The organism is Erythrobacter sp. SN6-5 (assembly GCF_057364945.1).
In genome coordinates, this window is the sequence record NZ_CP200282.1 from 1,345,827 (window position 1) to 1,365,742 (window position 19,916).

Sequence of the window (19,916 nt, forward strand, 5' to 3'; positions counted from 1 at the left end):
TCGCCTATGTCCTTGATCTTGTTTCACACTCCAAATTCTCGTTCCTTGCGGCCATTATGGTTGTTCGAGGAGATGGGGCTCGATTTCGATTTGAAAACGATGGCCTATGATGCGGAGTATTTCGCATCTGACGCGTACCGCAAGATCAATCCCATGGGAAAGGTGCCAGCCTTCTATGATGGCGATCACCTAGTTTTGGAATCGACCGTTATTCTGGAATACATTCTGGCAAAACACGGTCCATCTCTCCTTAGTGTAGCGCCTGAAGATAGCGATTTTGGGCACTATTTGACCTGGCTCCACATGGCCGAAAGCGGACTATCGCACTATCTTGCCGTCTATCTTGGCCAGATGATGGGCATCGACAAATATGCGGTGTCTGAAGGCTTTGAGGCTTATGTGACGTATCAAGCCGAGAAGGCTTTTGAGATGCTGGATAACCATCTTAGTGCAAGGTCGTTCATCGCCGCAGAACGCTTCACAGCCGCTGATATCTCCGTTGGATACAGCCTGTTTTTAGCAAACACGCTTTGCAGGCTTGCGCTGCCAGATCGCGTGCAATCTTATTTTGAGCGTTTGCAGGATCGCCCAGCTTGGAAGAAGACTGTTTCGGTCAAATAGGATTATTTCTTGGGGCGTTGTCGGACTGACTGCAACTCGCCTCTTACCAACACAAGACTCGTAGATAGGCTAGCCCAAGCCTGCGTTTAGACCGTCCGCTTTCACTCCAAGAAGCGGACGCTGACCGAGGCGAAGCCAGCGCCCAACTCCCGTCAGATTTCAGTCTTCTCTGCAAGGGTGAGAGCGTCTTCTATATCGACGCCAAGGTATCGGACCGTGTTTTCAATCTTGGAATGACCAAGCAGAATTTGGATCGCTCGGATGTTGCCTGTGGCCTTGTAGATAATCGAGGCCTTCGTTCGACGAAGCGAATGTGTGCCATATTCCTCCGGACGCAGGCCAACCGCTTCAACCCACTCATCGACAAGCCGAGCGTATTGTCGCGTGCTCAAATGACGGGTGTGATCCACTCGGCTTGGAAAGACGAAGTCCTCGACGTCACCTCCTCTCAGTTCCAGCCAGGCAAACAGGCTTGCCCGCGCGTCTGCCGCTATCTCGAACTGAACCGGGCGACCTGTCTTGCGCTGTGTGATTGTTGCTCGCGTTCTGATTTCTGGACCACTGACCAGATCGCCGATCTTCAGTTCGACGAGATCACAGCCTCGCAACTTGCTATCAATCGCCAAGTCAAACAGAGCTCGATCTCGGATGCGTTCCTCGCAATCTAAGAAGAAGCGGATCGCCCATATCTGCTTTTGATTGAAAGGGCGCTTTGGGCCGATCTTCGCTCCAAAGTTCCACGGCACTCGATTTTGAGCAGCGGGGTCAAAGTGTGAGTATGTCATTTTCATTCTCCTTGGCCGGAATGGCCTTGGAGAATGTCCGCCTTTGGGGACCAAGATTTCGAACGGCTATGTCCTAGACTAGGGCGCGTTGCCGTCATTCACTCAAAACGCGAGCCGCACGGACTAGCGCGGAGATTTTGTCGCTTGAATTCTCCAGTTGATCCAAGACCGCATTCAGCTCGCCTGAGGGTTCGGAAGAAACTTTAAGCGCTAGGAAGCTGTAGTCTTCCATCTCGGTGCCGATCTGAGTGCAAATGCCGACAATCAACTGTTTGGTGTGTCTATCCACTCCGCAACCAAGCCATCGATCAGCGCACAAGTCCACCCACGAAAACATGGATTTGCAGTCTGGTTCTGCACCAGTGGAGAAAATAAGCCAGCCCTCGAAAACTATTCGCAGACATCGCCTAAGTCTCCGGCTGCAAGCCGGACACTTTTGTCACCATAGCACCGTAGAATTCCGCCTTTGCAGGCAGAAGATGCGTACTCAGATAACTGCAGTCTGAAGATCAGGACTGTTTGGTGCGGTCGAGAAGACTCGAACTTCCACGGGCGTTAGCCCACAACGACCTCAACGTTGCGCGTCTACCAGTTCCGCCACGACCGCACACAGTCAGCAGGGGCAGGCGATGCCTCGCCCCTCGGTAGGAGCGCGCCCCTAGCAAGGGGTATCGGCCACGGCAAGCACTTTGCTGTGCCGCGGCAAAATTGCATCAAAACTGCGCTTAGTTGGGTGCCCAACCGATTTCTGCAAAGCGGGCTGTCGCTGGCACATCGGTAACCGCTTCAGTCACCGTCATGGTCTCACCTGGGGCCAGCTGTGACTGCGGCGGAGCAACATTCCAATCGAACACAATCCGCTCTCGCTCATCGCGCAGGACAATGCGCAGCGACGGCACATCAACCGTTTCGCGGCCAGTGTTGGTGATTGTGCCGCGCGCGCGGAAAATCTCTGTGCCGCTGGGTAGGGTTTCGGTGCGTTGCTCAGCGGCAGGGAAATCCAGCTCAAGGTCTGACTGGCCGATCCCGAAAACGGGCCGGTTGAACGGCGCCCAATCTGGCATGCCGTAATAATTTACTGCGGCGATGGTGCCAGCGGCAAGTAAGGCGAAAATCGCAGCCGCCGCAGTCCACATTTTAAGCGGATTGCGGCGAGCGGTGAAAGGCGGGCGATAGTCAAAACGCGAGCCCTCATCGCTATCATATTCTTCGGTCTCAGCGGGCTCATCAGCAGCGTCACCATCGTAGCTGCTTGAACTATAGGAGGCAGCTGGACCGATATCATGATTGGTGCTTTCTTCGACAGTATCGCTTGGGGGAGCTTGATCATCCGCTTCCGGTTCTTGGTCGAGCGGTGTGCGATCTCGATGAAGGGCCGATGCGGCTGATGCCGCCGCTGCGCTGACCGCATCTGATGTGGCAGCAGGTCGGTCACTTGTGCGCCAATGATTGATCGAAGGCGCGCTAGGCGCTTCTTCCGCGTCCGCCTCAGGTTCTGGGGCAGAGGGGGGCGCTGCCTGGGACGCTGCGGGTGGAGGCGGTGGCGGTGTAGCAGGCTCCGCAGCCGGTTCTGGCGCTGCGACCTCAGCCTGCGGTGGCAAATCAAACACCGCCTCTTGAAACCAACTATGCTTGCACTTCGCGCAGCGCACGGTCCGCCCGTCATCGCCAATGGCGTTGTCCGGGACAACATAGCGTGTGTTGCAGGCAGGGCAGGCTATAATCATGGTTATTACGGCAATACGCGCCCGTAAGTTGCGCACAAGTGCATCAGGACCTTTGGGCCGCAAATGTTGGCTTTTTTCCACATTGCTGCGCTTGTTTCGCGCGCTGAGCACTATGGGCTTTTCCCCTCGGCAGGCATGGGATAGGGGCATAGCCATGAATGAACGCGCAGGCGATACGGTGAATTTCGACAATGTCGGGCTGCGCTATGGAACCGAGCCTGAGGTGCTGAGCGACCTCAGTTTCACGCTCTTTCCGGGCAGTTTTTACTTTCTCACAGGGGCAAGCGGGGCCGGAAAAACCAGTCTGCTCAAACTGCTGTATCTGGCTCAGCGCCCCTCGCGCGGCGGCATCCGCATGTTCGGCAAGGATATGATCACCCTGCCTAGGGAGCAATTGCCGACCTATCGCAGGCGGTTGGGCGTTGTGTTTCAGGACTTTCGTCTGGTGAAGCACTTAACTGCGTTCGATAATGTTGCCTTACCGCTGAGGCTGGCCGGTGTACCCGAAAGCGAGCTGCAAAAGCCAGTTGATGATATGCTCGATTGGGTGGGGCTGTCACACCGGGTGAAGGCCCGCCCAGCAACAATGTCCGGCGGGGAACAGCAACGCGTTGCCATTGCGCGCGCGGTGATCGGGCGGCCCGATATGCTGATCGCCGATGAGCCAACCGGCAACGTTGATCCGGAGATGGCGCTCAAGCTGCTCCGACTGTTTGAGGCACTAAATCGGCTGGGCACGACAGTTGTTGTTGCCACTCACGATGTGCACTTGCTCAAAAAAGTGCCGGAATCGCTGATCATGCGGCTTAACAAGGGCCGCTTGACCGATCCGACAGGCGCGCTGAAATTCCCGCCGCGCAGCACTGGACCGATGGGGGCTGGGCAATGAGCACGCCGCCATTTGCAACAGAGCTGGCCGATAACACGCCTGCAAAAGCTCCGGGGCCGCTCAAGGGCAGCGCCGCTGCGCTGTTGGTGCCGCAGGCGAGACTGTCTGGCCCGATCCCTTGGGTGATCGCGATCATGATCGCTCTGGTTGTGATTGCAGCCGCAGGCGGCTTGGCCCTCAACAATCTGACTGGCAATGCCCGCGCTGAATTGTCCGGCGCGGTGACGATCCAGATTACTGAGGCGAATGAAACGCTGCGGAAACAAAAGGCAGCGACAGCAGCCGAAGTGCTGACGGCTCAAGACATCGTGGCGAGCCTAAGGGTGGTGCCAGAAGAAGAGCTGGACGAGATGCTGCGCCCATGGCTGGGCGATGGAGCGGGCAATCAGGATTTGCCGATCCCGGCGCTGATCGACGTGCAATTAATCAGCGCCAGTGGACCACAGGAAATCGCGCGGCTTCAGGCGGCGCTGGATGCAGATGTGCCGGGTGCCCGGGTCGATGCACAATCAGAATGGCTGCAACCAGTCTATGCGGCGCTGTCATCGCTGCAATATCTGGCGCTGGCACTGATCGCCTTGCTGACGTTTGCCTGCGCGGCAGCCGTGTGGTTGGCGGCGCGCAGCGCCTTTTCCAACCACAAGGAAACGGTTGAAATTATGCATCTGCTTGGCGGAACCGATGCTCAGATCACGCGGATATTCCAGCGTTCGGTTGTGCGCGATGCAGCCTTTGGCGGGCTGGTCGGCTTGGGTCTGGGTGCAGGCGCGGTTTGGCTGCTCGGGCGTCAGTTTGCTGCTCTGGACAGCGGGATGGTGGCTGACGGCGTTCTGGGTATGAGTGATTGGATCATCATCGCGCTGATCCCTCTCGCTGGCGTTGCATTGGCGCTGATCACCGGGCGCTACACCATCCTGATGGCTCTGCGGAGGATGCTGTGATCAAACGCATTCTTTCCGCGATCTTCTTATTTTGGGCGATCGGGTTCCTGGCCTTTGCCACCACCCTGCCTCAGCCCTCGCCAGTAATTGGCGATGCAGCGGCCAAGACCGATGCGGTGATTGTGCCAACAGGGGGCGCAGGCCGGATCGCGCGCGGGCTGGAAGTGCTCGACAGCGGGGCGGCGGAAATGATGTTGGTCAGCGGGGTCGACCGCGAAGTGAAACCGGCAGAGTTCGCAGCGCAGTTCACCGTTGATGACGCGCGCATGGAATGCTGTGTCACGCTTGGCTTTGCCGCTGTCGATACGCGCAGCAATGCCTCCGAAACGGCTCAATGGGTCGAAACCAACGAGATCAAATCTCTGCGACTGGTCACGACCGACTGGCATATGCGGCGTGCAGCAGGTGAATTGTCGCGCAAGCTCCCTGAAGGCGTTGTCGTTGTGCGCGATGCCGTGACCTCCAACCCCAGCCTTTCCAGCCTGTTTCTAGAATATCACAAGTTGCTGGCGAGCTGGGCCGCGGGCCTAGTCAACCTCTAACGAGCGTGGCGATGTTTAGAAGCCTTATCAGCGCATTACGCAGCATGGTGTTCTATCCCGTGTTCTACGGGGTCAGCGCGATGCTGGTCGTGGCCGCTATGCTGGCGCTGACATTCCGGCGCGACGCCCTGCGCGGCATTGTGCGGCGCTGGACCGATTGGCACCGCTGGTGCCTGCGCGTCATTATCGGCATCACAGTCAAGGTCGAAGGCGAACTGGCGACTGGCCCGGTGCTCTATGTGATCAAGCATGAGAGTTTTTTCGAGGCGATTGACGCGCCTACATTGCTCCGCTGGCCCGCCGTGTTCACCAAGCGGGAGTTGTTTAATATTCCCGGCTGGGGGCGAGCAGCGATAATCTATGGCCTCATCCCGGTTTCCCGTGATGGCGGGGCAAGCGCACTGCGCAAAATGCTAAGCGCAGCTAAAGGGATGGTGGCTGAAGGACGTCCGCTCGTGATCTTCCCAGAGGGCACACGCGTGCCGCATGGCGAGAGCCCGCCAATGCGCGCGGGCTTTGCAGGGATCTATAAGCTAGTCAAATTGCCGGTTGTGCCGGTCGCCGTGGACAGCGGGCCGCTCTATCACGGTTGGATCAAGCGTTCGGGCGTGATTACTTATAAGGTGGGTGAGATGGTTCCGCCCGGCCTACCGCGCGAAGAGGCGGAACAGCGGGTCCATGCGGCGATGAATGCGCTTAATGATCCCGGCCAAAATCTGGACTCTCATCGTCCTGACCTTCTTCGATAATCTTGCGCCGGATTGTCCGCGTTCGGCTGAACAATTCCTCCAGCGTTTCACCGTCACCCGATCGGATCGCGCGCTGCAATGCGGTTAGGTCTTCGCTGAAACGGCCCAGCATTTCGAGGACGGCGGCCTTGTTGTTCAAGAACACATCGCGCCACATCACCGGGTCAGAGGCAGCAATCCTGGTGAAATCGCGAAAACCGCCAGCGGAGTATTTGATCACTTCGCCGCGTGTCACCTCTTCTAGGTCGCTGGCGGTGCCTACGATTGTAAAGGCGATGAGGTGCGGGATATGGCTGGTCACCGCCAGCACCAGATCGTGATGCTCGGCATCCATAATCTCGATACGTGCGCCCAGCTTTGTCCAAAAGCCCTTGAGAGCCTCCAGAGCAGCCGCATCCGCGCCATCATGAGGGGTCAGGATGCACCAGCGATTGGTGAACAGCGAGGCGAAGCCAGCCTCCGGCCCGCTTTGCTCCGTCCCTGCAACAGGGTGCGCGGGGATGATCGTGTGACCCGGCAATGCAGCGGCGAGATCTGCCAGAACGCTGGTCTTGGAGGAGCCAACATCGCTGATGATCGCATCCGGCTTGAGCGCACCAGCAAGAGCCCTTGCTGCGCTGGCCATCGCGCCGACGGGGACACATAATATCACGAGATCGGCGCCGCGCACGGCGTCTTCGGCGCTGTCGCAAACTTGGCTGGTTAGGCCGCGCTTGCGAGCGGCGTCGCGCACGGCAGGGTCCGCATCATAACCGAAGGTCGTGATCTCTGGCGCATGTTCACTGGCTGCGAGACCGATGGAGCCGCCAAGCAGGCCAAGCCCGATGATGGCGACCGATTGAATGGTCATGTCGGCTCTCCGCACAGCGCACGCAGAGTGGCGACGACCTGCTCCATATGCTCTTCGCTGCCTATCGTGATGCGCAGCGCATTGGGCAGACCCTGACCCGGCATGTGGCGAACCGCATATCCCGCTTCGCTGAGGGCTTGGAGGGCGCTTTCGGCGCTTACATCGCCTTCAAACAGGACCAGCATGAAGTTGGCCTGGCTTGGAATTGCCCGCAGGCCGTGATTACCAAGCGCGGCAATCGCGCCTGCCAGTTTCGCACGGCCCGCTGCATTCACTTCCCGCGAATGGGCAACGAATTGTTGATCAGCCAAGGCCGCAATCGCAGCGTTCTGCCCCTGCGTCGAAACGTTGAATGCCCCGCGCAAACGATTGAGCGCGTCGATCAGATTGGGTGCGCCCGTGGCCCATCCAATCCGCAGACCGGCGAGCCCATAGGCTTTGGAGAAGGTTCGCGTCACCAGCACATTGTTTGCGCTTGCCGCCAGCTCCAGGCCGCCATCATGCATGTCTTCCTCAACATATTCACCGTAAGCCTGATCCAGCACCAGCAACACGCTGGGCGGAAGGCCCGCATGCAGGCGCCGGACTTCGTTGCGGCCAATTGCTGTACCGCCGGGATTGTTTGGATTGTCGAGCAAGACGACCTTGGTCTTGTCGGTGACACGCTCAAGGATGTTGTCGACCGACGCTACAAAGTCATCGTCCTCGACGAACACTGGCGTCGCGCCAACCTTGCGCGCAATCAGGGGATACAGCGAAAAGGAGTATTTTGAGAAAAGCACTTCATCGCCTGGTCCGGCAAAGGCTTGAACCGCGCAATGCAGAAGCTCGCCAGAGCCGGTGCCACACACAATCTGAGCGGGGTCAATACCGTGCAGAGTGCCGATCGCATCTGCCAGTGGCAGCGCGCCTGGATCAGGATAAAGCTCTGGATGGTCGGGTTCACGCAAAGCCTCCAGCGCGGCCTTGCTGCATCCCAGAGGGTTCTCATTAGCAGACAGTTTGACCAATTCACGCCCATCGTCGGCCTTGGACTTGCCAGGCACATAAGCGCGAATTTCATTGATCCAGGACTTCAGTTCAGGTTGCATTGGCATAGTAGCCGCGCGCATAACCGCTCTTGCCGATAAAAAACAGCGCAATTGACACTCGCGTCATGCTCGCCCAATCCCCGCAGCCCGATGGCCACACCACCCACCTCTAAGAGCTTTGCGCTCCCCAAGGATCTGCCGCTTGATTGCGGACAGGCGCTTAGCAATGTACAGATTGCTTATGAGAGTTATGGCGAACTTGCGCCGGACAAATCCAATGCGGTTCTAATCTGCCACGCGCTGACGGGCGACCAATATATCGCCAGTCCGCATCCTGTGACCGGAAAGCCCGGCTGGTGGGAGCGGATGGTCGGCCCCGGTAAGCCGATCGACACCAACCGGTTTCATGTCATTTGCGCCAATGTCATCGGCAGCTGCATGGGCTCCACCGGACCGATGAGCGAAGGACCAGATGGCAATCCTTATGCTATGCAATTTCCTGTCATCACCATTCGGGACATGGTGCGCGGCCTGGTCGCTTTGCTCGATGGCTTGGGCATTGAGCGGCTTCACACGGTAGTCGGCGGATCAATGGGCGGGATGCAGGCGCTGAGCCTCGCCGCCAATTGGCCGGACCGGGCTGAGCGGGTGCTGGTGATTGCTTCAACCGCGCGTCATTCGGCGCAGAATATCGCCTTTCACGAGGTCGGTCGCCAAGCGATTATGGCTGATCCAGCGTGGCAGGACGGTGACTATTATGCGAGCGACACCTCGCCTGACAATGGCCTCGCCGTGGCGCGGATGGCGGCGCATATCACCTATCTTTCCGAAGAGGGGCTGACGGCGAAGTTTGGTCGGCGCCTCCAAGACCGCTCATCAAAGAGCTTCGGCTTCGATGCTGATTTTCAGGTGGAGAGCTATCTGCGCTATCAGGGCAGCGGCTTTACCCAGCGGTTTGATGCCAATTCCTACCTCTATATCACCCGTGCGATGGACTATTTCGATCTTGCGGAGGACTTCGCCAGCACGCCGGGCAGCGGCAAACTCGCGGATGCCTTTGCAGGCGCAAGCTCGCGCTTTTGCCTCGTCAGCTTCGACACCGATTGGCTTTATCCCACCGCGGAAAGCCGCCATATCGTCCATGCGCTGAACGCGGCAGGAGCCAAGGTGAGCTTTGTCGAGCTCTCCGCCCCGCATGGCCATGACAGCTTTCTGCTCGAACATGCGGCGCTCGACCGTGTGGTACAGGGATTCCTCGAATGACGCTCAGGCCTGATCTCGCCGCGATCGCCGCGCATGTCGCGAAAGGCAGCCGAGTGCTCGATATCGGCTGCGGCGATGGGGCTTTGATGGCGGAGTTGGAGAGCAAGCTAGGCGTGGATGCACGGGGACTTGAGCTTAACCCAGCTCAGGTGGAACGCTGCGTTGGGCGCGGACTTTCCGTGGTCCAAGGCGATGCCGATCGCGATCTTGCCAATTACCCGGATAAGGCGTTCGACTACGCCATCCTCAGCCAAACCTTGCAAACGGCAGAGCGGCCTGATCGGATGCTCGACGAGTTGCTCCGGGTCGGCACAAAGGCCTTTGTCAGCTTTCCCAACTTTGCCCATTGGCGCACCCGCGCGGCGCTGATGTTTGGGGGCCGTATGCCGGTGACCAGTGCACTGCCGCTAAGCTGGTATGAAACGCAGAACATCCACCATGTGACGATTGATGATTTTCGTGAATTGGCCCGAGCCAAGGGCGCACGGATTGAGCGCAGCTGGTTTTTCGCCAATGAAAAACAAATCGGCGCACCAGCAGCTAACTGGCGCGCCGAATTCGCTGTCTTTGAGCTGAGCCGTTAAATCACAGCCGCTTGGATCATGGGACTAGTCGGTTACCGATTGTTTTGGTTCCATCGATTGAGAACTCGGCATATCCATCCCCTTTGATGTCATTTGCTTCGATGCGGCCAGCCACATCGACTCGGATCAAATGAACATCGCTGAATGCGCCAGGCTCAGTCAGGCGAACGCCTGTCCATGCGTGAGTGCTATAGACTTCGTCCAGCTTGGCTTTTTGTTCTTCTAGTTTAGCTGCCAGTCCCGATGTGTTCACATCGGAAAGTTTCACAAGATAATCGTCTAGGTTAAACTCAGCAGCATTCCCGCTAACTGAAATTTCGACCTGCTGTGGCTCTTGAAATTCGCCAGTACTCGAGTCCATCCGCATGCTCAGCAATTTACGCGGATCTTCAGGGTCCTGATAATCGACCGTGCACGTTTGCAACTGCCCTTTCGGTTCGTCTTCGCTTGGGTCTACATCCGGGCCTTCACTAAAGAACGACGCGATTTCCGCAACCTTTGCATCGGCTCCAAGCTTCTCTGCCGCAGCTTTGAAACACACATCTGGTCCATCAGCGAACGTGGGAGCATTGGCGCTGCCAGACAGCTCATCTGCCGCGCCTTCAACTTGAGCGGCTATTGTATCAAGTGCCTCTCCTGCTTCGTCTGTGGCATCGTCTGCGCCGCTGCATGCCGCCAGCCCGATTGACAACGACGTCGCCGCCAACATTGATCTCCATCGCGTATCAAACTTCATCTTCACCCTTCCGTTATTATTAGTGGGGCCGCTAAAGCGCCCTGTGAAGCTATCGTCAACAGCATTAAACCAAGTTGACGCGTTGGAAGGGCTCGATTGAAGCGGACGGCAACATTGTGTTGCGCCCCATCGATCTCGCCTCTCCCTCAACGCTATTTAGCTAGGACGGTGAATGCCGCAGACTTTGTGGCCGTCTGGATCTGTGAAGTAACAAAGGTTCATCGTTCCCATTGATCCTTCACGCGGGCCGGGAGGGTCCTCGATGCTGGTGCCGCCATTCGCTACCGCAACATCATGCAATTCCTGCACTTGCTCCAATGAATTGCACTTAAAACCAACGGTGAAACCGTTTGATGGCAGAGCGGGCTCGCCATTGATTGGTTCACTAATTGAGAATGTGTCGCCATCGTGCATATAAAACAGGCGCGTTTGCCCGGTATCGTTGACATGCGCCATTGGCTCGCCCGCACCAAGCACGCTGAGAACCTTGCTGTAGAAGGCTTTTGACCGTTCAATATCATTGGAACCGATCATGATGTGATTTAGCATTGTAGGTTGTCTCCTCTGTGAGTCTCCACGAAGCTGGTAGCATGGCGTTCAGATTGATTGCTATAGGCAACTGACATGAGCTCTTTTCAAATGTTCGCCGCTTTGCTGCTGGCGCAAGCTGGCCCTGGCGCTGCACTCACACCTATCGCCGATGAAGTGTCCAGCGCTGCTGACCTTTCCAGCGAAAACCGCGCGATTGTGCGGTGTTCAGCGGCATTTTCACTGGTTGCCTATGGACAGGAAAGCGGCAATGCAGATGCGCAAAAATGGCCCGCGATGTCGGAGCGAGGGCGCGAATTCTTCGTGCGTGCGTTGGCAGGATTGATGGATGAGACTGGGCTAAATCGCGACGGTGTGTCGGAGTTGGTGGCTAGTGAAGCGCAGGCGTTGATCAATAATGGCAACCTCAATGATGTTATGCCTGCCTGTTTGCTGATGCTGGAAACCTCCGGGGTTTAGCATGCCTCCGGCTCAGTGCGGCCTCTGCGTTCAGGTTCAAGTCATTGAATATGAACTAATGCATGGGCAACCCAAAAATTTCAGGAGGAATTTCCATGCGCGCTTTGCCTATTGCCGCCGCTGCTGTGTTGGCACTTGCCACCCCGTCCATCGCCTTTGCGCAAGAGGCAGCAGATATCCCGCCAAGCGACGCGGAAAGTTCGCTTTCGCAATTATCGGAGAAACTGTCCGACCCTGCGTTTCAGGATCAGGCCACTGTTATGGCAGAGATATTGTTGGGCACCGTTTTGGAAATGCCGATCGGGCCGATGGCTGAGGCCTTGGACAAGGCAACCGGAGGCCAGGGGCCAGACATTGATCCAGATGCCCGCGTGAGAGACCTCGCGCCAGACGCAGATGAACTGCCTGAGCAATTATCGAGTGAACTGCCCCGAGCCATGAATGCGATGAGCGGGATGGCCGAAGGACTGGAGCTGATGCTACCAGCGTTGCGCGATATGGCGGAGCGGATGAAAGGCGCGCTGGATGAGGCGCGCGTACGCTAAAGCGCGGACAGCGGCTTGCGAATGCAGGCCGCTGGTTCGATTCACAAGACTTTACGCGAAATCCAGTGGACGCGGAGCCTGCGCTGAGGCATGAATCTCTGCGCTATGTACCGCCTTCACCAATTCCCGCTCTGTCCTTTTAGCCGTAAGGTTCGGCTGCTGATGGGCGAGAAGAATATCGCCTATGAATTGGTGCGCGAAGACCCATGGGCGGCCTCTGACATGTTCTTCAACCTCAATCCGGCTGGTCGGACGCCCGTTCTGGTTGATGCAGAGCGCGAGATCGTGATCAGCGACAGCCGCGCAATTGCAGAATATTTTGAAGAAACCGTCGACACCGCGCCGATGATCAATGGCACGGCAACAGGCCGCGCGGAAATCCGCCGTCTGATCGCCTTGTTTGATGAGAATTTCTACGCCGATGTCACTGCGCCGCTTTTGTCGGAGCGGATGAAGAAGCGCATTGTGCTGCGGCAGCCACCGGATTCCAAGGTTTTGCGGGTCGCGATGAAGCTCGCTCATGGCCATCTGGATTATATGGATTGGCTGATCGACAACCGCCCGTGGCTCGCCGGATCGACCATGAGCATGGCAGACCTTGCGGCCGCTGCGCAGATTTCGGTTGCGGATTATCTCGGCGGAATTGACTGGACCGGGCATGAGCAAACGCGCGGATGGTACGCGGTGTTCAAGAGCCGCCCGAGCTTCCGCCCGCTGCTGACGGAGCGAATGGACGTGATCAAGCCGCCAGCGCATTATGCCCTCGTCGATGGGTAGGAAAACGCGCGCTTACTCCTATATTCGGCACCACACGGCCCTGAGGGCCGCAAGGCCGACTGACCACCCGCAGCGACGCGATCTTTGATCGTTTGAGCGAGGATAGCCAAGGGACCGGATGGTCCCGCCAGCGCCCGAGGAGAAAATAGATGAAGTCCGACCCCAAAGCCACCAGCGATGCCGAATGGCGCGAGAAGCTGTCCCCAGAACAATATCACGTGCTGCGCGAAGCGGGCACAGAGCGGGCCTTCACCGGCGAGTACGACAAGCATTTCGAAGAGGGTGAATACACCTGTGCTGGCTGCGGCACCGCGCTATTTGCAAGCGACGCGAAGTACAACAGTGGATGCGGCTGGCCCGCGTTTACGAAGCCAACAGATGCTGAAACCGTCGAGGAAAAGCGTGATGTTTCGCATGGCATGATCCGCACCGAGGTGCTGTGTGCTGCATGCGGTGGCCATTTGGGCCATGTCTTTCCCGATGGACCGCCAGAGGCAGGCGGCCTGCGTTATTGCATCAATTCCGCCAGCCTTGATTTCGCGTCGGATAAGGCTGATTCTGAGTAGCAATAACCCGTTTTGGACGATGCCCACATTGCGATTACCGTTCACGCCGGGTTAGGACAGAACCATGCAGGTCAATCGCGGGTTAAAACGCGCTATTTTTGGCACGAAAGGGATAGGCCAAGCCGGTAATGTCGAAACGGGGAAACCAACTGCAAAACAAGGGCAAGCGCGGTAGCCGCCGCGCGGCCGCGGAGCGTGCGGGCGGTTCCAAACGGACAAGCAGCAAAGGCAAAGGTAAGTCGGCGAAAGACGCAAAACCTCCATCTGCGTTTCGCAAATGGCTCAAGCGGATTGTCCTATGGGGCGGCGGGGTCGCCCTGCTCGGTGTTATCTTCCTTACTGTTGCAGTGGGATTTGCTGCGCGTGAGCTACCAAGTTTCTACCAGTTGAAAGCAACCCAAAACGCGCAAACCATTCTGGTGCGGGCGCGCGATGGGACAGAGATTGTCGAGCTTGGCCCAAGTTTCGGCGAATGGCTGGCCTACGAAGAGATCCCAAAAAATATGACCAACGCGATGATCGCGGTGGAGGATCGCCGCTATCATTCGCATTACGGGATTGATCCAATCCGCCTGACCGGTGCGATCGTCGAAGGTGTTACGGGGTCGAGAGCGCGGCTGGGCGGCACCTCCACCATTACCCAGCAGCTGGCGCGAAATCTGTTTCTCAATTCCAATCGCACTGTTGACCGTAAGGCGCGCGAGGCCGTGCTGGCCATGGCGCTGGAATGGAAATTTTCGAAAGAACAGATCCTCGAACTTTATCTCAACAAGGTCTATTTTGGTGGCGGTGCTTATGGGATCGACAGCGCGAGCCGCAAATTTTTCAGCCATCCAGCCAAAGAGCTGAGCGTGGCAGAGGCTTCGATCATTGCTGGACTGGTGAAGGCACCGAGCCGCTATTCACCGACTGCGGATGTTCAGGCCGCCGTTGACCGTGCGCAAACCGTCCTGCGCCTAATGAATGAGCAGGGCTATATCACCTCAGAAGAAGCCTCGGTTGATGTGAGCGCGGTGAATTTGCGCCAGCAGAGCGGACAGAACTCTGTGCGTTATTTCACTGATTGGGCGCTGCCTCAGCTCGATCTGTTGCTGCCGGAAACTTATGAGCCGATTGAAGTCTGGACGACGCTGGATGTGGGCATGCAGCGCGCGGCGACCGCGTCGATTGATGCGAACACGCCAGACGGCTCGCAGGGTGCCCTGGTTAGCCTCGACCGCGACGGCGCGATCCTGGCGATGGTTGGCGGCACGGATTATGTCGAAAGCAATTACAACCGCGCGACCAACGCTATGCGACAGCCCGGTTCCTCCTGGAAATTATTCGTCTATCTCGCCGCACTAGAGGCTGGCTACACACCGGATGACCGCGTGGTCGACACGCCGGTCACGATTGATGGATGGACCCCGCGCAATTCCAGTGGGCGCAATGTGGGCGAGACGAGCCTGCGAACCAGCTTTGCCTTCTCGATTAACACGGTTGCGGCGCAATTGGGCAATGAGGTTGGCTTTGGAACCGTCGCGTCAATGGCTCGCCGGTTTGGGGTCACGACGCCGATCTCTACTTTCCCTTCAATGGTGCTGGGTTCGTCCGAGGTTCGTCTGATTGATATGACCCGCGCATTCGCGGCTGTCTCCGCACGCGGCAAAGCAATTGAGCCCTATGGCATATTGCGCGTGACCAGCGCCAATGGCGAGGTCATTTATAAGCACGAGAAGTCGACCGAGACGACTTTGGTGCCTGATTACGTGGCCGCTGGGATCACGGACCTGCTGCAAAGCGCGGTGGCAACGGGCACAGGTCGCGCGGCGCAGATTGGCCGCCCCGTTGCTGGTAAGACCGGCACCACCAGCTCTAACAAAGACGGCTGGTTCGTCGGCTTTTCTTCCGGCGTCACCACCGGCGTTTGGATGGGCCGCGATGATGCAAAGCGTGTGTCCGGCCTGCAAGGCGGGCGGGCCCCAGCACAGGCGTTTGCCGCTTACATGCGCTATGCGGTCAAGGATCGCCCAGTTGAGAAGTTTGATACCGATCTGAAACTGCCGGAATGGCAGCTCGAGCCCGATGACGAGTTCCTATATGGTGATCCAGACGATTACTATTTCATCGATGAGCAGGGCAATCTGATTGAGCCGGGAAGGCGCGAAGCAGAGAGTGACGTGCCATTCGGTATCGAGGGCGAGCGTGCTGAACCAAGTGGCGCGGAAGAACCGCCCCAAGCGGCGAGCGATGATTTCCTAGAGCAGGCCACAGGGCAGAACCTGCCACCTGATCCAGGCGTGCCGGGCGACGGGCCTCGGCGGGATCCCCCACCACCGCCACCGCGGCAAGATCGCACCGGGCAAGAAGGTTTTATCTCAATCAACTAGAGATAGCACCGCGTGGCGCGGCAGAGGTCGCGGCAATCGGCGTAGACTCTATCCGCGATCGTCAACCTTTATCGCGCCCCGCTTTTTTGGCCTATACGAAAAGAGGCGCCGCGGTCTGTCCGCAGCGCCCCTCCGTTTGATCGATTTGAATCTTCAGATCAGCGTAGGCGGACCGGCAGGTAACGCGCTGGTTGGCCTGGACGTTGCATACGCAGCAGCAGGGCATCACGGTCATCAGCCTCTGCTTGAGTGATAATCTGCCGCAGATCATCCACGCTGGCGATATCCTGATAATTTGCCGATAGAATGATGTCTCGGCGGCGCAAGCCTTTCCGGCCAGCATCCGAGTTAGGGTCAACGGCGGTGATCGCCACCCCGGTCGTACCTTCTTCCGCACGCAATTGACGGATGATCTCTGGTGTCAGGTCAACAACCTGAAGCCCGAGCTTCTCTTCGATGAAGCCGTCGGAATCGCCCGGTTCCATCTGAGCGTCATCATCATCTTCGCTGAACATCTGCTGTTGGCGAAGCTCAGCCTCTGTCGGGCGCTTGCCTACAGTCGCGTTGACGGTGCGGCGCTGGCCATCACGCAGCAGTTCAATTGGGATTTGTGTGCCCGGCGCGATATTGGCAACGAGGAACGATAGTGACTGTTCGCTCGTCACGTCCTTGCCATCGATCTTCAAGACGACATCGCCCGCTTGAATGCCGGCCGCATCGGCTGCGCCGTCGTCCTGCACACTTTGGACAAACTCACCACGATTGCGTTGAAGCCCGAGCGAGTCTGCCAAATCGTCAGTGATTGGCTGAATGCTGACGCCTAAGAAACCACGTTCAATTTCTTGGCCGCTCTTAAGTTGTTCAACAATCGGTGCGGCGATTTCTGCTGGGATAGCGAAACCAATACCGACACTGCCTCCAGACGGCGAGAAAATCGCATTGTTGATGCCGATTACATTACCTTGCATGTCGAACAACGGACCGCCGGAATTGCCGCGATTGATGCTGGCATCGGTTTGGATGTAGCGGTCATAAGCGCCGCCTTGGCCGGTGTTGCGCAGCACTGCGGAAACGATGCCGCTGGTCACCGTTCCGCCAAGTCCGAACGGGTTGCCGATCGCAACGACCCAGTCGCCGACCCGTGCTTCGGCAGAATTGCCGAACTTCACGAATGGGAAATCATTGCCAGATTGGATCTTGAGCACCGCCAAATCTGATGCGGCATCGGCGCCGACCAGTTCAGCCTCATATTCCGTGCCATCAGGCATGGTGATGGTGATCTCTTCCAGGGTTGCCCGTTCATTGGGGGCGACCACGTGGTTGTTTGTGACCACAAAGCCATCTGCGGAAATGATAAAGCCTGAACCAAGCGATTGTGCTTCGCGAGTTTGCGGCTGCGCCGGACCGTTGCCGCCGCCGCGGCGGCGGTTGAACAGATCCGCAAAAGGTGTGCCTTGGAACGGATTGCGGCTTTGCACCTCGACCCGCTGACGGGTGGCGATGTTGACTACCGCTGGCTGCAATTGCTCGGTTAGATCAGCAAAGCTGGCCGGTGCACCCGCGCGGGGAACCACCTGGCTCATCACCCGGTCATCATTTTGCGCAACTTGTGCGCCAGCAGGCTGGCCAGTCACCAGCGAAATCGTTGCGCCGCCCACAAGCAGTGCACTCGTCAGTCCATAAACATAACGCACTTTGTTCACGTCCTCTCGTTCCTCTTTACAAGTTTGCGCTTAGCAGGCCTTCATGAATACGAGCGAGCCTGCTAAACAGTTACGCCCTTACAATGGCCCAAGACGCACTTAACGCAGTTTGAACGACAAATGTAGTCGGTCAGACCCGCTATGCGGTTCGTCGGAAGTCGTCCGATACCCGATGCGGTTTAGCGTCAGGTGATCGGGCGAAGGTGTTATTGCCCCCGAAATTCGCGAAAATACTCATTGTCCTCCGACAGGACCATGGAGCTGTTGCCCTTGCCGTCGATAAAGGTCCGGCGATAACTCTCCATCGCGCGATAGAAGTTATAAAAGCCAGGATCCTTGCCATAGGCGGCCGCATAGGTGTTGGCGGCATTCGCCTCTGCCTCTGCGCGAATGATCTGCGCATTCTTGCGGCCTTGTGCACGGATTGTCGCGGCTTCTTCCTGCCGGTCCGATTGCATCCGGGTAAAGGCCGCTTGCAGAGGTGTGCCCTCTGGCAAATCGGCTGCCTTAATCCGTACATCGATAATCTGCACACCGTATTGGCGAGCCTGAGCATCGAGCTTGTCGCGGATGTTGTTCATTGCATTGCCGCGCTCTGCGGTCAGCAGGCTGGCAAAGGTCCGGCGGCCCAGTTCCTGACGCAGAACCGAGGTCAAGATTGGCGACAATTGTGAGCGTAAGCGGCTTTCATCGCCAGCGCTCTGAACCATCGTCACCGGCTGGATAATCCGGAAGCGTGCATAGGCGTTCACCTGCAGACGTTGCTGGTCGCTGGTCAGCACTTGCTGATTGTCCATATCGAGGTCGAGCACGCGGCGCTCCACCATCTGAACCCGGTCAACGAATGGAATACGGTACCACAGGCCCGCCTTCGTATCGCCGAAGGGCACATCCGGACGGAAGATGTTCACCACCGAATGCGGTTCACCCGTGCGGATGATGACCGCTTGCTTGCTCTCTGGGACGATGAACAGGCTGGAGGCTGTTGCCACCAGCAAGACGCCAAGCGCGATGAAGGCGAAGCGATATTTTTGCCAAGTTGCATCCATGATCATTGCCCCCTTGCGGTGCGGGTTGCGCCGGTGTTGCGGTTTGCGCGGCAGTCGCGCGGCGCTGCACTTCACTCAGCGGCAGGTAAGAGGTGACCCCATCGGCCTCGATGATGGTCTTGTCAGTGTTCGCCAGAACAGCCTCCATGGTCTCATAGTACAGTCGGCGGCGGGTAACCTCTGGGGCAAGGCGATACTCGCCGTAGATCTGGTTAAATTCGGCCGCATCACCTTCTGCGCGGGCCAGCAATTGCTGGGCATAGCGGCGCGCTTGGTTAATCTCCTGCTCGGCGTTTTGCTGCGCAGCGAGCACGTCGTTAAACGCCTCGATCACCTGCTCTGGTGGATCGGCTTTGTCGATTTCGATACCTTGTACGGCAATGCCGGAGCCATAGGCATCCAGAATTGTCTGCATCCGCATTAGCACGTTCTGCTCAATATCTGCCCGACCTTCACCAGAAATCACATTGTCGAGCGTCATCTCTGCAACAGAGGAACGCATGGCGGTTTCCGCCGCTTCTTGGACCGTCTCAATCGGTTCAGCGAGCTGGAATTCAAACAGTGTCAAATCTTTGATGTTCCAGCGAATAAGGTAGCTTAGATCGACGAGGTTTTGGTCGCCCGTCAGGATCAGCTTCTTAGGCACATCGACGGAGCGAATTTCGCTGACGTCCTCGGCCTTCACCTGCTGGATCGGCCAAGGCAAAGTGAGCTCAGTACCGGGATTGAGCGTTTCAGAATATTTACCGCCAAACCAGGTGACGACCGCTTGCTCGCGGGGTTGGATGAAATGGAAGCTAGTGGAAAACAACCAGATCGCGCCGATACCAACCGCGATGATCGGCAGCCAGCTCTTGCCGCCCTGCCGCTCTGGCAGGCGGAATTTGGGGCCACCCGGTCCGCCGCTGCCACCGCGATTGGGACCCTCTGGACCGCGGTTCTTAAAGATATCTTCGATACTGGCAGAACGCCGTTTGTCGTCTCCGCCGCCCGGCAGCCACGGGTTGCGCGGTCCGCCGCCCTTGTCACCATCACCTGTTTCGTCGCCGCCATCATCGCCGCCGCCTGAACCCCAGGGGTTCTTCTTTCCAGCCATCGCCAAACCGATTGCGCCAAGGCCAGTGGCCGCTCCATCAGAGGAGCGCGAAACGAAACGTTTTTTCAAACCGTCAAAAATTCTC

Annotated in this window: 21 protein-coding genes and 1 tRNA gene; 12 read left to right on the forward strand and 10 right to left on the reverse strand. The window is 57.7% G+C overall.

Translation table 11 applies throughout. The annotated features are described in order from the left end of the window. Positions 1-6 precede the first annotated feature (6 nt). Positions 7-621: a glutathione S-transferase family protein gene (locus tag AC0V6Z_RS06750; RefSeq protein WP_472640581.1), complete on the forward strand. Its 615-nt coding sequence runs from the start codon at positions 7-9 to the stop codon at positions 619-621. A gap of 152 nt (positions 622-773) precedes the next feature. Here the strand turns inward: AC0V6Z_RS06750 and AC0V6Z_RS06755 are convergent, their stop codons facing one another. The 3 genes from AC0V6Z_RS06755 to AC0V6Z_RS06765 form a co-directional block, all read right to left on the reverse strand. Further along, on the reverse strand, positions 774-1,406 hold the full coding sequence (locus AC0V6Z_RS06755) for a tyrosine-type recombinase/integrase (RefSeq protein ID WP_472640582.1): 633 nt from the start codon (positions 1,404-1,406) through the stop codon (positions 774-776). Between the two features lie 520 nt (positions 1,407-1,926). Then, positions 1,927-2,013: transfer RNA gene (locus tag AC0V6Z_RS06760), tRNA-Leu, on the reverse strand. A gap of 118 nt (positions 2,014-2,131) precedes the next feature. Further along, positions 2,132-3,133, reverse strand: coding sequence for a zinc-ribbon domain-containing protein (locus AC0V6Z_RS06765; protein ID WP_472640583.1), 1,002 nt, complete (start codon positions 3,131-3,133; stop codon positions 2,132-2,134). 154 nt (positions 3,134-3,287) lie between these two features. On the opposite strand from AC0V6Z_RS06765, the gene ftsE reads away from it, so the two are divergent. Genes ftsE through AC0V6Z_RS06785 form a run of 4 tightly spaced genes read left to right on the forward strand, consistent with a single transcriptional unit; the run spans position 3,288 to position 6,254 of the window. Continuing rightward, the gene (gene ftsE / locus AC0V6Z_RS06770) at positions 3,288-4,022 is read left to right on the forward strand and encodes a cell division ATP-binding protein FtsE (RefSeq protein WP_472640584.1); all 735 of its coding nucleotides are present in this window, start codon (positions 3,288-3,290) and stop codon (positions 4,020-4,022) included. Continuing rightward, positions 4,019-4,963, forward strand: coding sequence for a cell division protein FtsX (locus AC0V6Z_RS06775; protein WP_472640585.1), 945 nt, complete (start codon positions 4,019-4,021; stop codon positions 4,961-4,963). The genes ftsE and AC0V6Z_RS06775 overlap by 4 nt, the downstream gene beginning before the upstream one ends. Then, complete coding sequence (locus AC0V6Z_RS06780) at positions 4,960-5,505, forward strand: YdcF family protein (RefSeq protein WP_472640586.1); 546 nt, start codon at positions 4,960-4,962, stop codon at positions 5,503-5,505. The genes AC0V6Z_RS06775 and AC0V6Z_RS06780 overlap by 4 nt, the downstream gene beginning before the upstream one ends. An 11-nt stretch (positions 5,506-5,516) precedes the next feature. Next, complete coding sequence (locus tag AC0V6Z_RS06785) at positions 5,517-6,254, forward strand: lysophospholipid acyltransferase family protein (RefSeq protein WP_472640587.1); 738 nt, start codon at positions 5,517-5,519, stop codon at positions 6,252-6,254. Here AC0V6Z_RS06785 and AC0V6Z_RS06790 read toward each other — a convergent pair. Continuing rightward, entirely contained in the window at positions 6,202-7,104 is a 903-nt protein-coding gene (locus AC0V6Z_RS06790; RefSeq protein ID WP_472640588.1) for a prephenate/arogenate dehydrogenase family protein, read from the reverse strand. The two genes, AC0V6Z_RS06785 and AC0V6Z_RS06790, sit on opposite strands and share 53 nt — an antisense overlap. Beyond that, positions 7,101-8,201: a histidinol-phosphate transaminase gene (hisC, locus tag AC0V6Z_RS06795; RefSeq protein WP_472640589.1), complete on the reverse strand. Its 1,101-nt coding sequence runs from the start codon at positions 8,199-8,201 to the stop codon at positions 7,101-7,103. Before hisC ends, AC0V6Z_RS06790 begins: the two co-directional genes overlap by 4 nt. 84 nt (positions 8,202-8,285) lie before the next feature. Between hisC and metX the strand changes: the two genes are divergently transcribed. Together metX and metW are read left to right on the forward strand one after the other, a co-directional pair. Next, positions 8,286-9,398, forward strand: coding sequence for a homoserine O-acetyltransferase MetX (metX, locus tag AC0V6Z_RS06800; protein ID WP_472640590.1), 1,113 nt, complete (start codon positions 8,286-8,288; stop codon positions 9,396-9,398). Further along, positions 9,395-9,982, forward strand: coding sequence for a methionine biosynthesis protein MetW (gene metW, locus AC0V6Z_RS06805; protein WP_472640591.1), 588 nt, complete (start codon positions 9,395-9,397; stop codon positions 9,980-9,982). Before metX ends, metW begins: the two co-directional genes overlap by 4 nt. Positions 9,983-9,998: 16 nt before the next feature. Here metW and AC0V6Z_RS06810 read toward each other — a convergent pair whose 3' ends face one another. Then, the gene (locus AC0V6Z_RS06810; RefSeq protein WP_486176454.1) at positions 9,999-10,688 is read right to left on the reverse strand and encodes a hypothetical protein; all 690 of its coding nucleotides are present in this window, start codon (positions 10,686-10,688) and stop codon (positions 9,999-10,001) included. A 186-nt stretch (positions 10,689-10,874) separates the two neighbouring features. Then, positions 10,875-11,267: a VOC family protein gene (locus AC0V6Z_RS06815; protein WP_472640593.1), complete on the reverse strand. Its 393-nt coding sequence runs from the start codon at positions 11,265-11,267 to the stop codon at positions 10,875-10,877. Between the two features lie 75 nt (positions 11,268-11,342). Here AC0V6Z_RS06815 and AC0V6Z_RS06820 point away from each other — a divergent pair, with 75 nt between their 5' ends. The 5 genes from AC0V6Z_RS06820 (at position 11,343) to AC0V6Z_RS06840 (ending at position 15,983) form a co-directional block, all read left to right on the forward strand. Further along, positions 11,343-11,726, forward strand: coding sequence for a hypothetical protein (locus tag AC0V6Z_RS06820; protein WP_472640594.1), 384 nt, complete (start codon positions 11,343-11,345; stop codon positions 11,724-11,726). Between the two features lie 95 nt (positions 11,727-11,821). Continuing rightward, positions 11,822-12,271, forward strand: a complete 450-nt coding sequence (locus AC0V6Z_RS06825; RefSeq protein ID WP_472640595.1) for a hypothetical protein — start codon at positions 11,822-11,824, stop codon at positions 12,269-12,271. Positions 12,272-12,376: 105 nt separating this feature from the next. Continuing rightward, positions 12,377-13,048, forward strand: coding sequence for a glutathione S-transferase family protein (locus tag AC0V6Z_RS06830; RefSeq protein ID WP_472640865.1), 672 nt, complete (start codon positions 12,377-12,379; stop codon positions 13,046-13,048). 149 nt (positions 13,049-13,197) lie between these two features. Then, the gene (gene msrB, locus AC0V6Z_RS06835) at positions 13,198-13,614 is read left to right on the forward strand and encodes a peptide-methionine (R)-S-oxide reductase MsrB (protein ID WP_472640596.1); all 417 of its coding nucleotides are present in this window, start codon (positions 13,198-13,200) and stop codon (positions 13,612-13,614) included. A 128-nt stretch (positions 13,615-13,742) separates the two neighbouring features. Beyond that, on the forward strand, positions 13,743-15,983 hold the full coding sequence (locus tag AC0V6Z_RS06840) for a transglycosylase domain-containing protein (RefSeq protein ID WP_472640597.1): 2,241 nt from the start codon (positions 13,743-13,745) through the stop codon (positions 15,981-15,983). A 158-nt stretch (positions 15,984-16,141) separates the two neighbouring features. Here AC0V6Z_RS06840 and AC0V6Z_RS06845 read toward each other — a convergent pair whose 3' ends face one another. The 3 genes from AC0V6Z_RS06845 to hflK all read right to left on the reverse strand — a co-directional run bounded on the left by AC0V6Z_RS06845 (position 16,142) and on the right by hflK (position 19,831). Next, entirely contained in the window at positions 16,142-17,686 is a 1,545-nt protein-coding gene (locus AC0V6Z_RS06845) for a Do family serine endopeptidase (RefSeq protein WP_472640598.1), read from the reverse strand. 206 nt (positions 17,687-17,892) lie between these two features. After that, complete coding sequence (gene hflC / locus AC0V6Z_RS06850; protein ID WP_472640599.1) at positions 17,893-18,678, reverse strand: protease modulator HflC; 786 nt, start codon at positions 18,676-18,678, stop codon at positions 17,893-17,895. Beyond that, a complete protein-coding gene (gene hflK, locus AC0V6Z_RS06855; RefSeq protein ID WP_472640866.1) occupies positions 18,611-19,831 on the reverse strand; it encodes a protease modulator HflK in 1,221 nt (406 codons plus the stop codon). Before hflK ends, hflC begins: the two co-directional genes overlap by 68 nt. Positions 19,832-19,916: the final 85 nt, after the last annotated feature.

Bases quoted from the DNA above. Each gene is read 5' to 3' on its own strand.
- AC0V6Z_RS06750 (WP_472640581.1), top strand. From the start codon at position 7: ATGTCCTTGATCTTGTTTCACACTCCAAATTCTCGTTCCTTGCGGCCA.
- AC0V6Z_RS06755 (WP_472640582.1), bottom strand. From the start codon at position 1,406: ATGACATACTCACACTTTGACCCCGCTGCTCAAAATCGAGTGCCGTGG.
- AC0V6Z_RS06765 (WP_472640583.1), bottom strand. From the start codon at position 3,133: ATGATTATAGCCTGCCCTGCCTGCAACACACGCTATGTTGTCCCGGAC.
- ftsE (WP_472640584.1), top strand. From the start codon at position 3,288: ATGAATGAACGCGCAGGCGATACGGTGAATTTCGACAATGTCGGGCTG.
- AC0V6Z_RS06775 (WP_472640585.1), top strand. From the start codon at position 4,019: ATGAGCACGCCGCCATTTGCAACAGAGCTGGCCGATAACACGCCTGCA.
- AC0V6Z_RS06785 (WP_472640587.1), top strand. From the start codon at position 5,517: ATGTTTAGAAGCCTTATCAGCGCATTACGCAGCATGGTGTTCTATCCC.
- AC0V6Z_RS06790 (WP_472640588.1), bottom strand. From the start codon at position 7,104: ATGACCATTCAATCGGTCGCCATCATCGGGCTTGGCCTGCTTGGCGGC.
- hisC (WP_472640589.1), bottom strand. From the start codon at position 8,201: ATGCCAATGCAACCTGAACTGAAGTCCTGGATCAATGAAATTCGCGCT.
- metX (WP_472640590.1), top strand. From the start codon at position 8,286: ATGGCCACACCACCCACCTCTAAGAGCTTTGCGCTCCCCAAGGATCTG.
- metW (WP_472640591.1), top strand. From the start codon at position 9,395: ATGACGCTCAGGCCTGATCTCGCCGCGATCGCCGCGCATGTCGCGAAA.
- AC0V6Z_RS06815 (WP_472640593.1), bottom strand. From the start codon at position 11,267: ATGCTAAATCACATCATGATCGGTTCCAATGATATTGAACGGTCAAAA.
- AC0V6Z_RS06820 (WP_472640594.1), top strand. From the start codon at position 11,343: ATGAGCTCTTTTCAAATGTTCGCCGCTTTGCTGCTGGCGCAAGCTGGC.
- AC0V6Z_RS06825 (WP_472640595.1), top strand. From the start codon at position 11,822: ATGCGCGCTTTGCCTATTGCCGCCGCTGCTGTGTTGGCACTTGCCACC.
- AC0V6Z_RS06830 (WP_472640865.1), top strand. From the start codon at position 12,377: ATGTACCGCCTTCACCAATTCCCGCTCTGTCCTTTTAGCCGTAAGGTT.
- msrB (WP_472640596.1), top strand. From the start codon at position 13,198: ATGAAGTCCGACCCCAAAGCCACCAGCGATGCCGAATGGCGCGAGAAG.
- AC0V6Z_RS06840 (WP_472640597.1), top strand. From the start codon at position 13,743: ATGTCGAAACGGGGAAACCAACTGCAAAACAAGGGCAAGCGCGGTAGC.
- hflK (WP_472640866.1), bottom strand. From the start codon at position 19,831: ATGGCTGGAAAGAAGAACCCCTGGGGTTCAGGCGGCGGCGATGATGGC.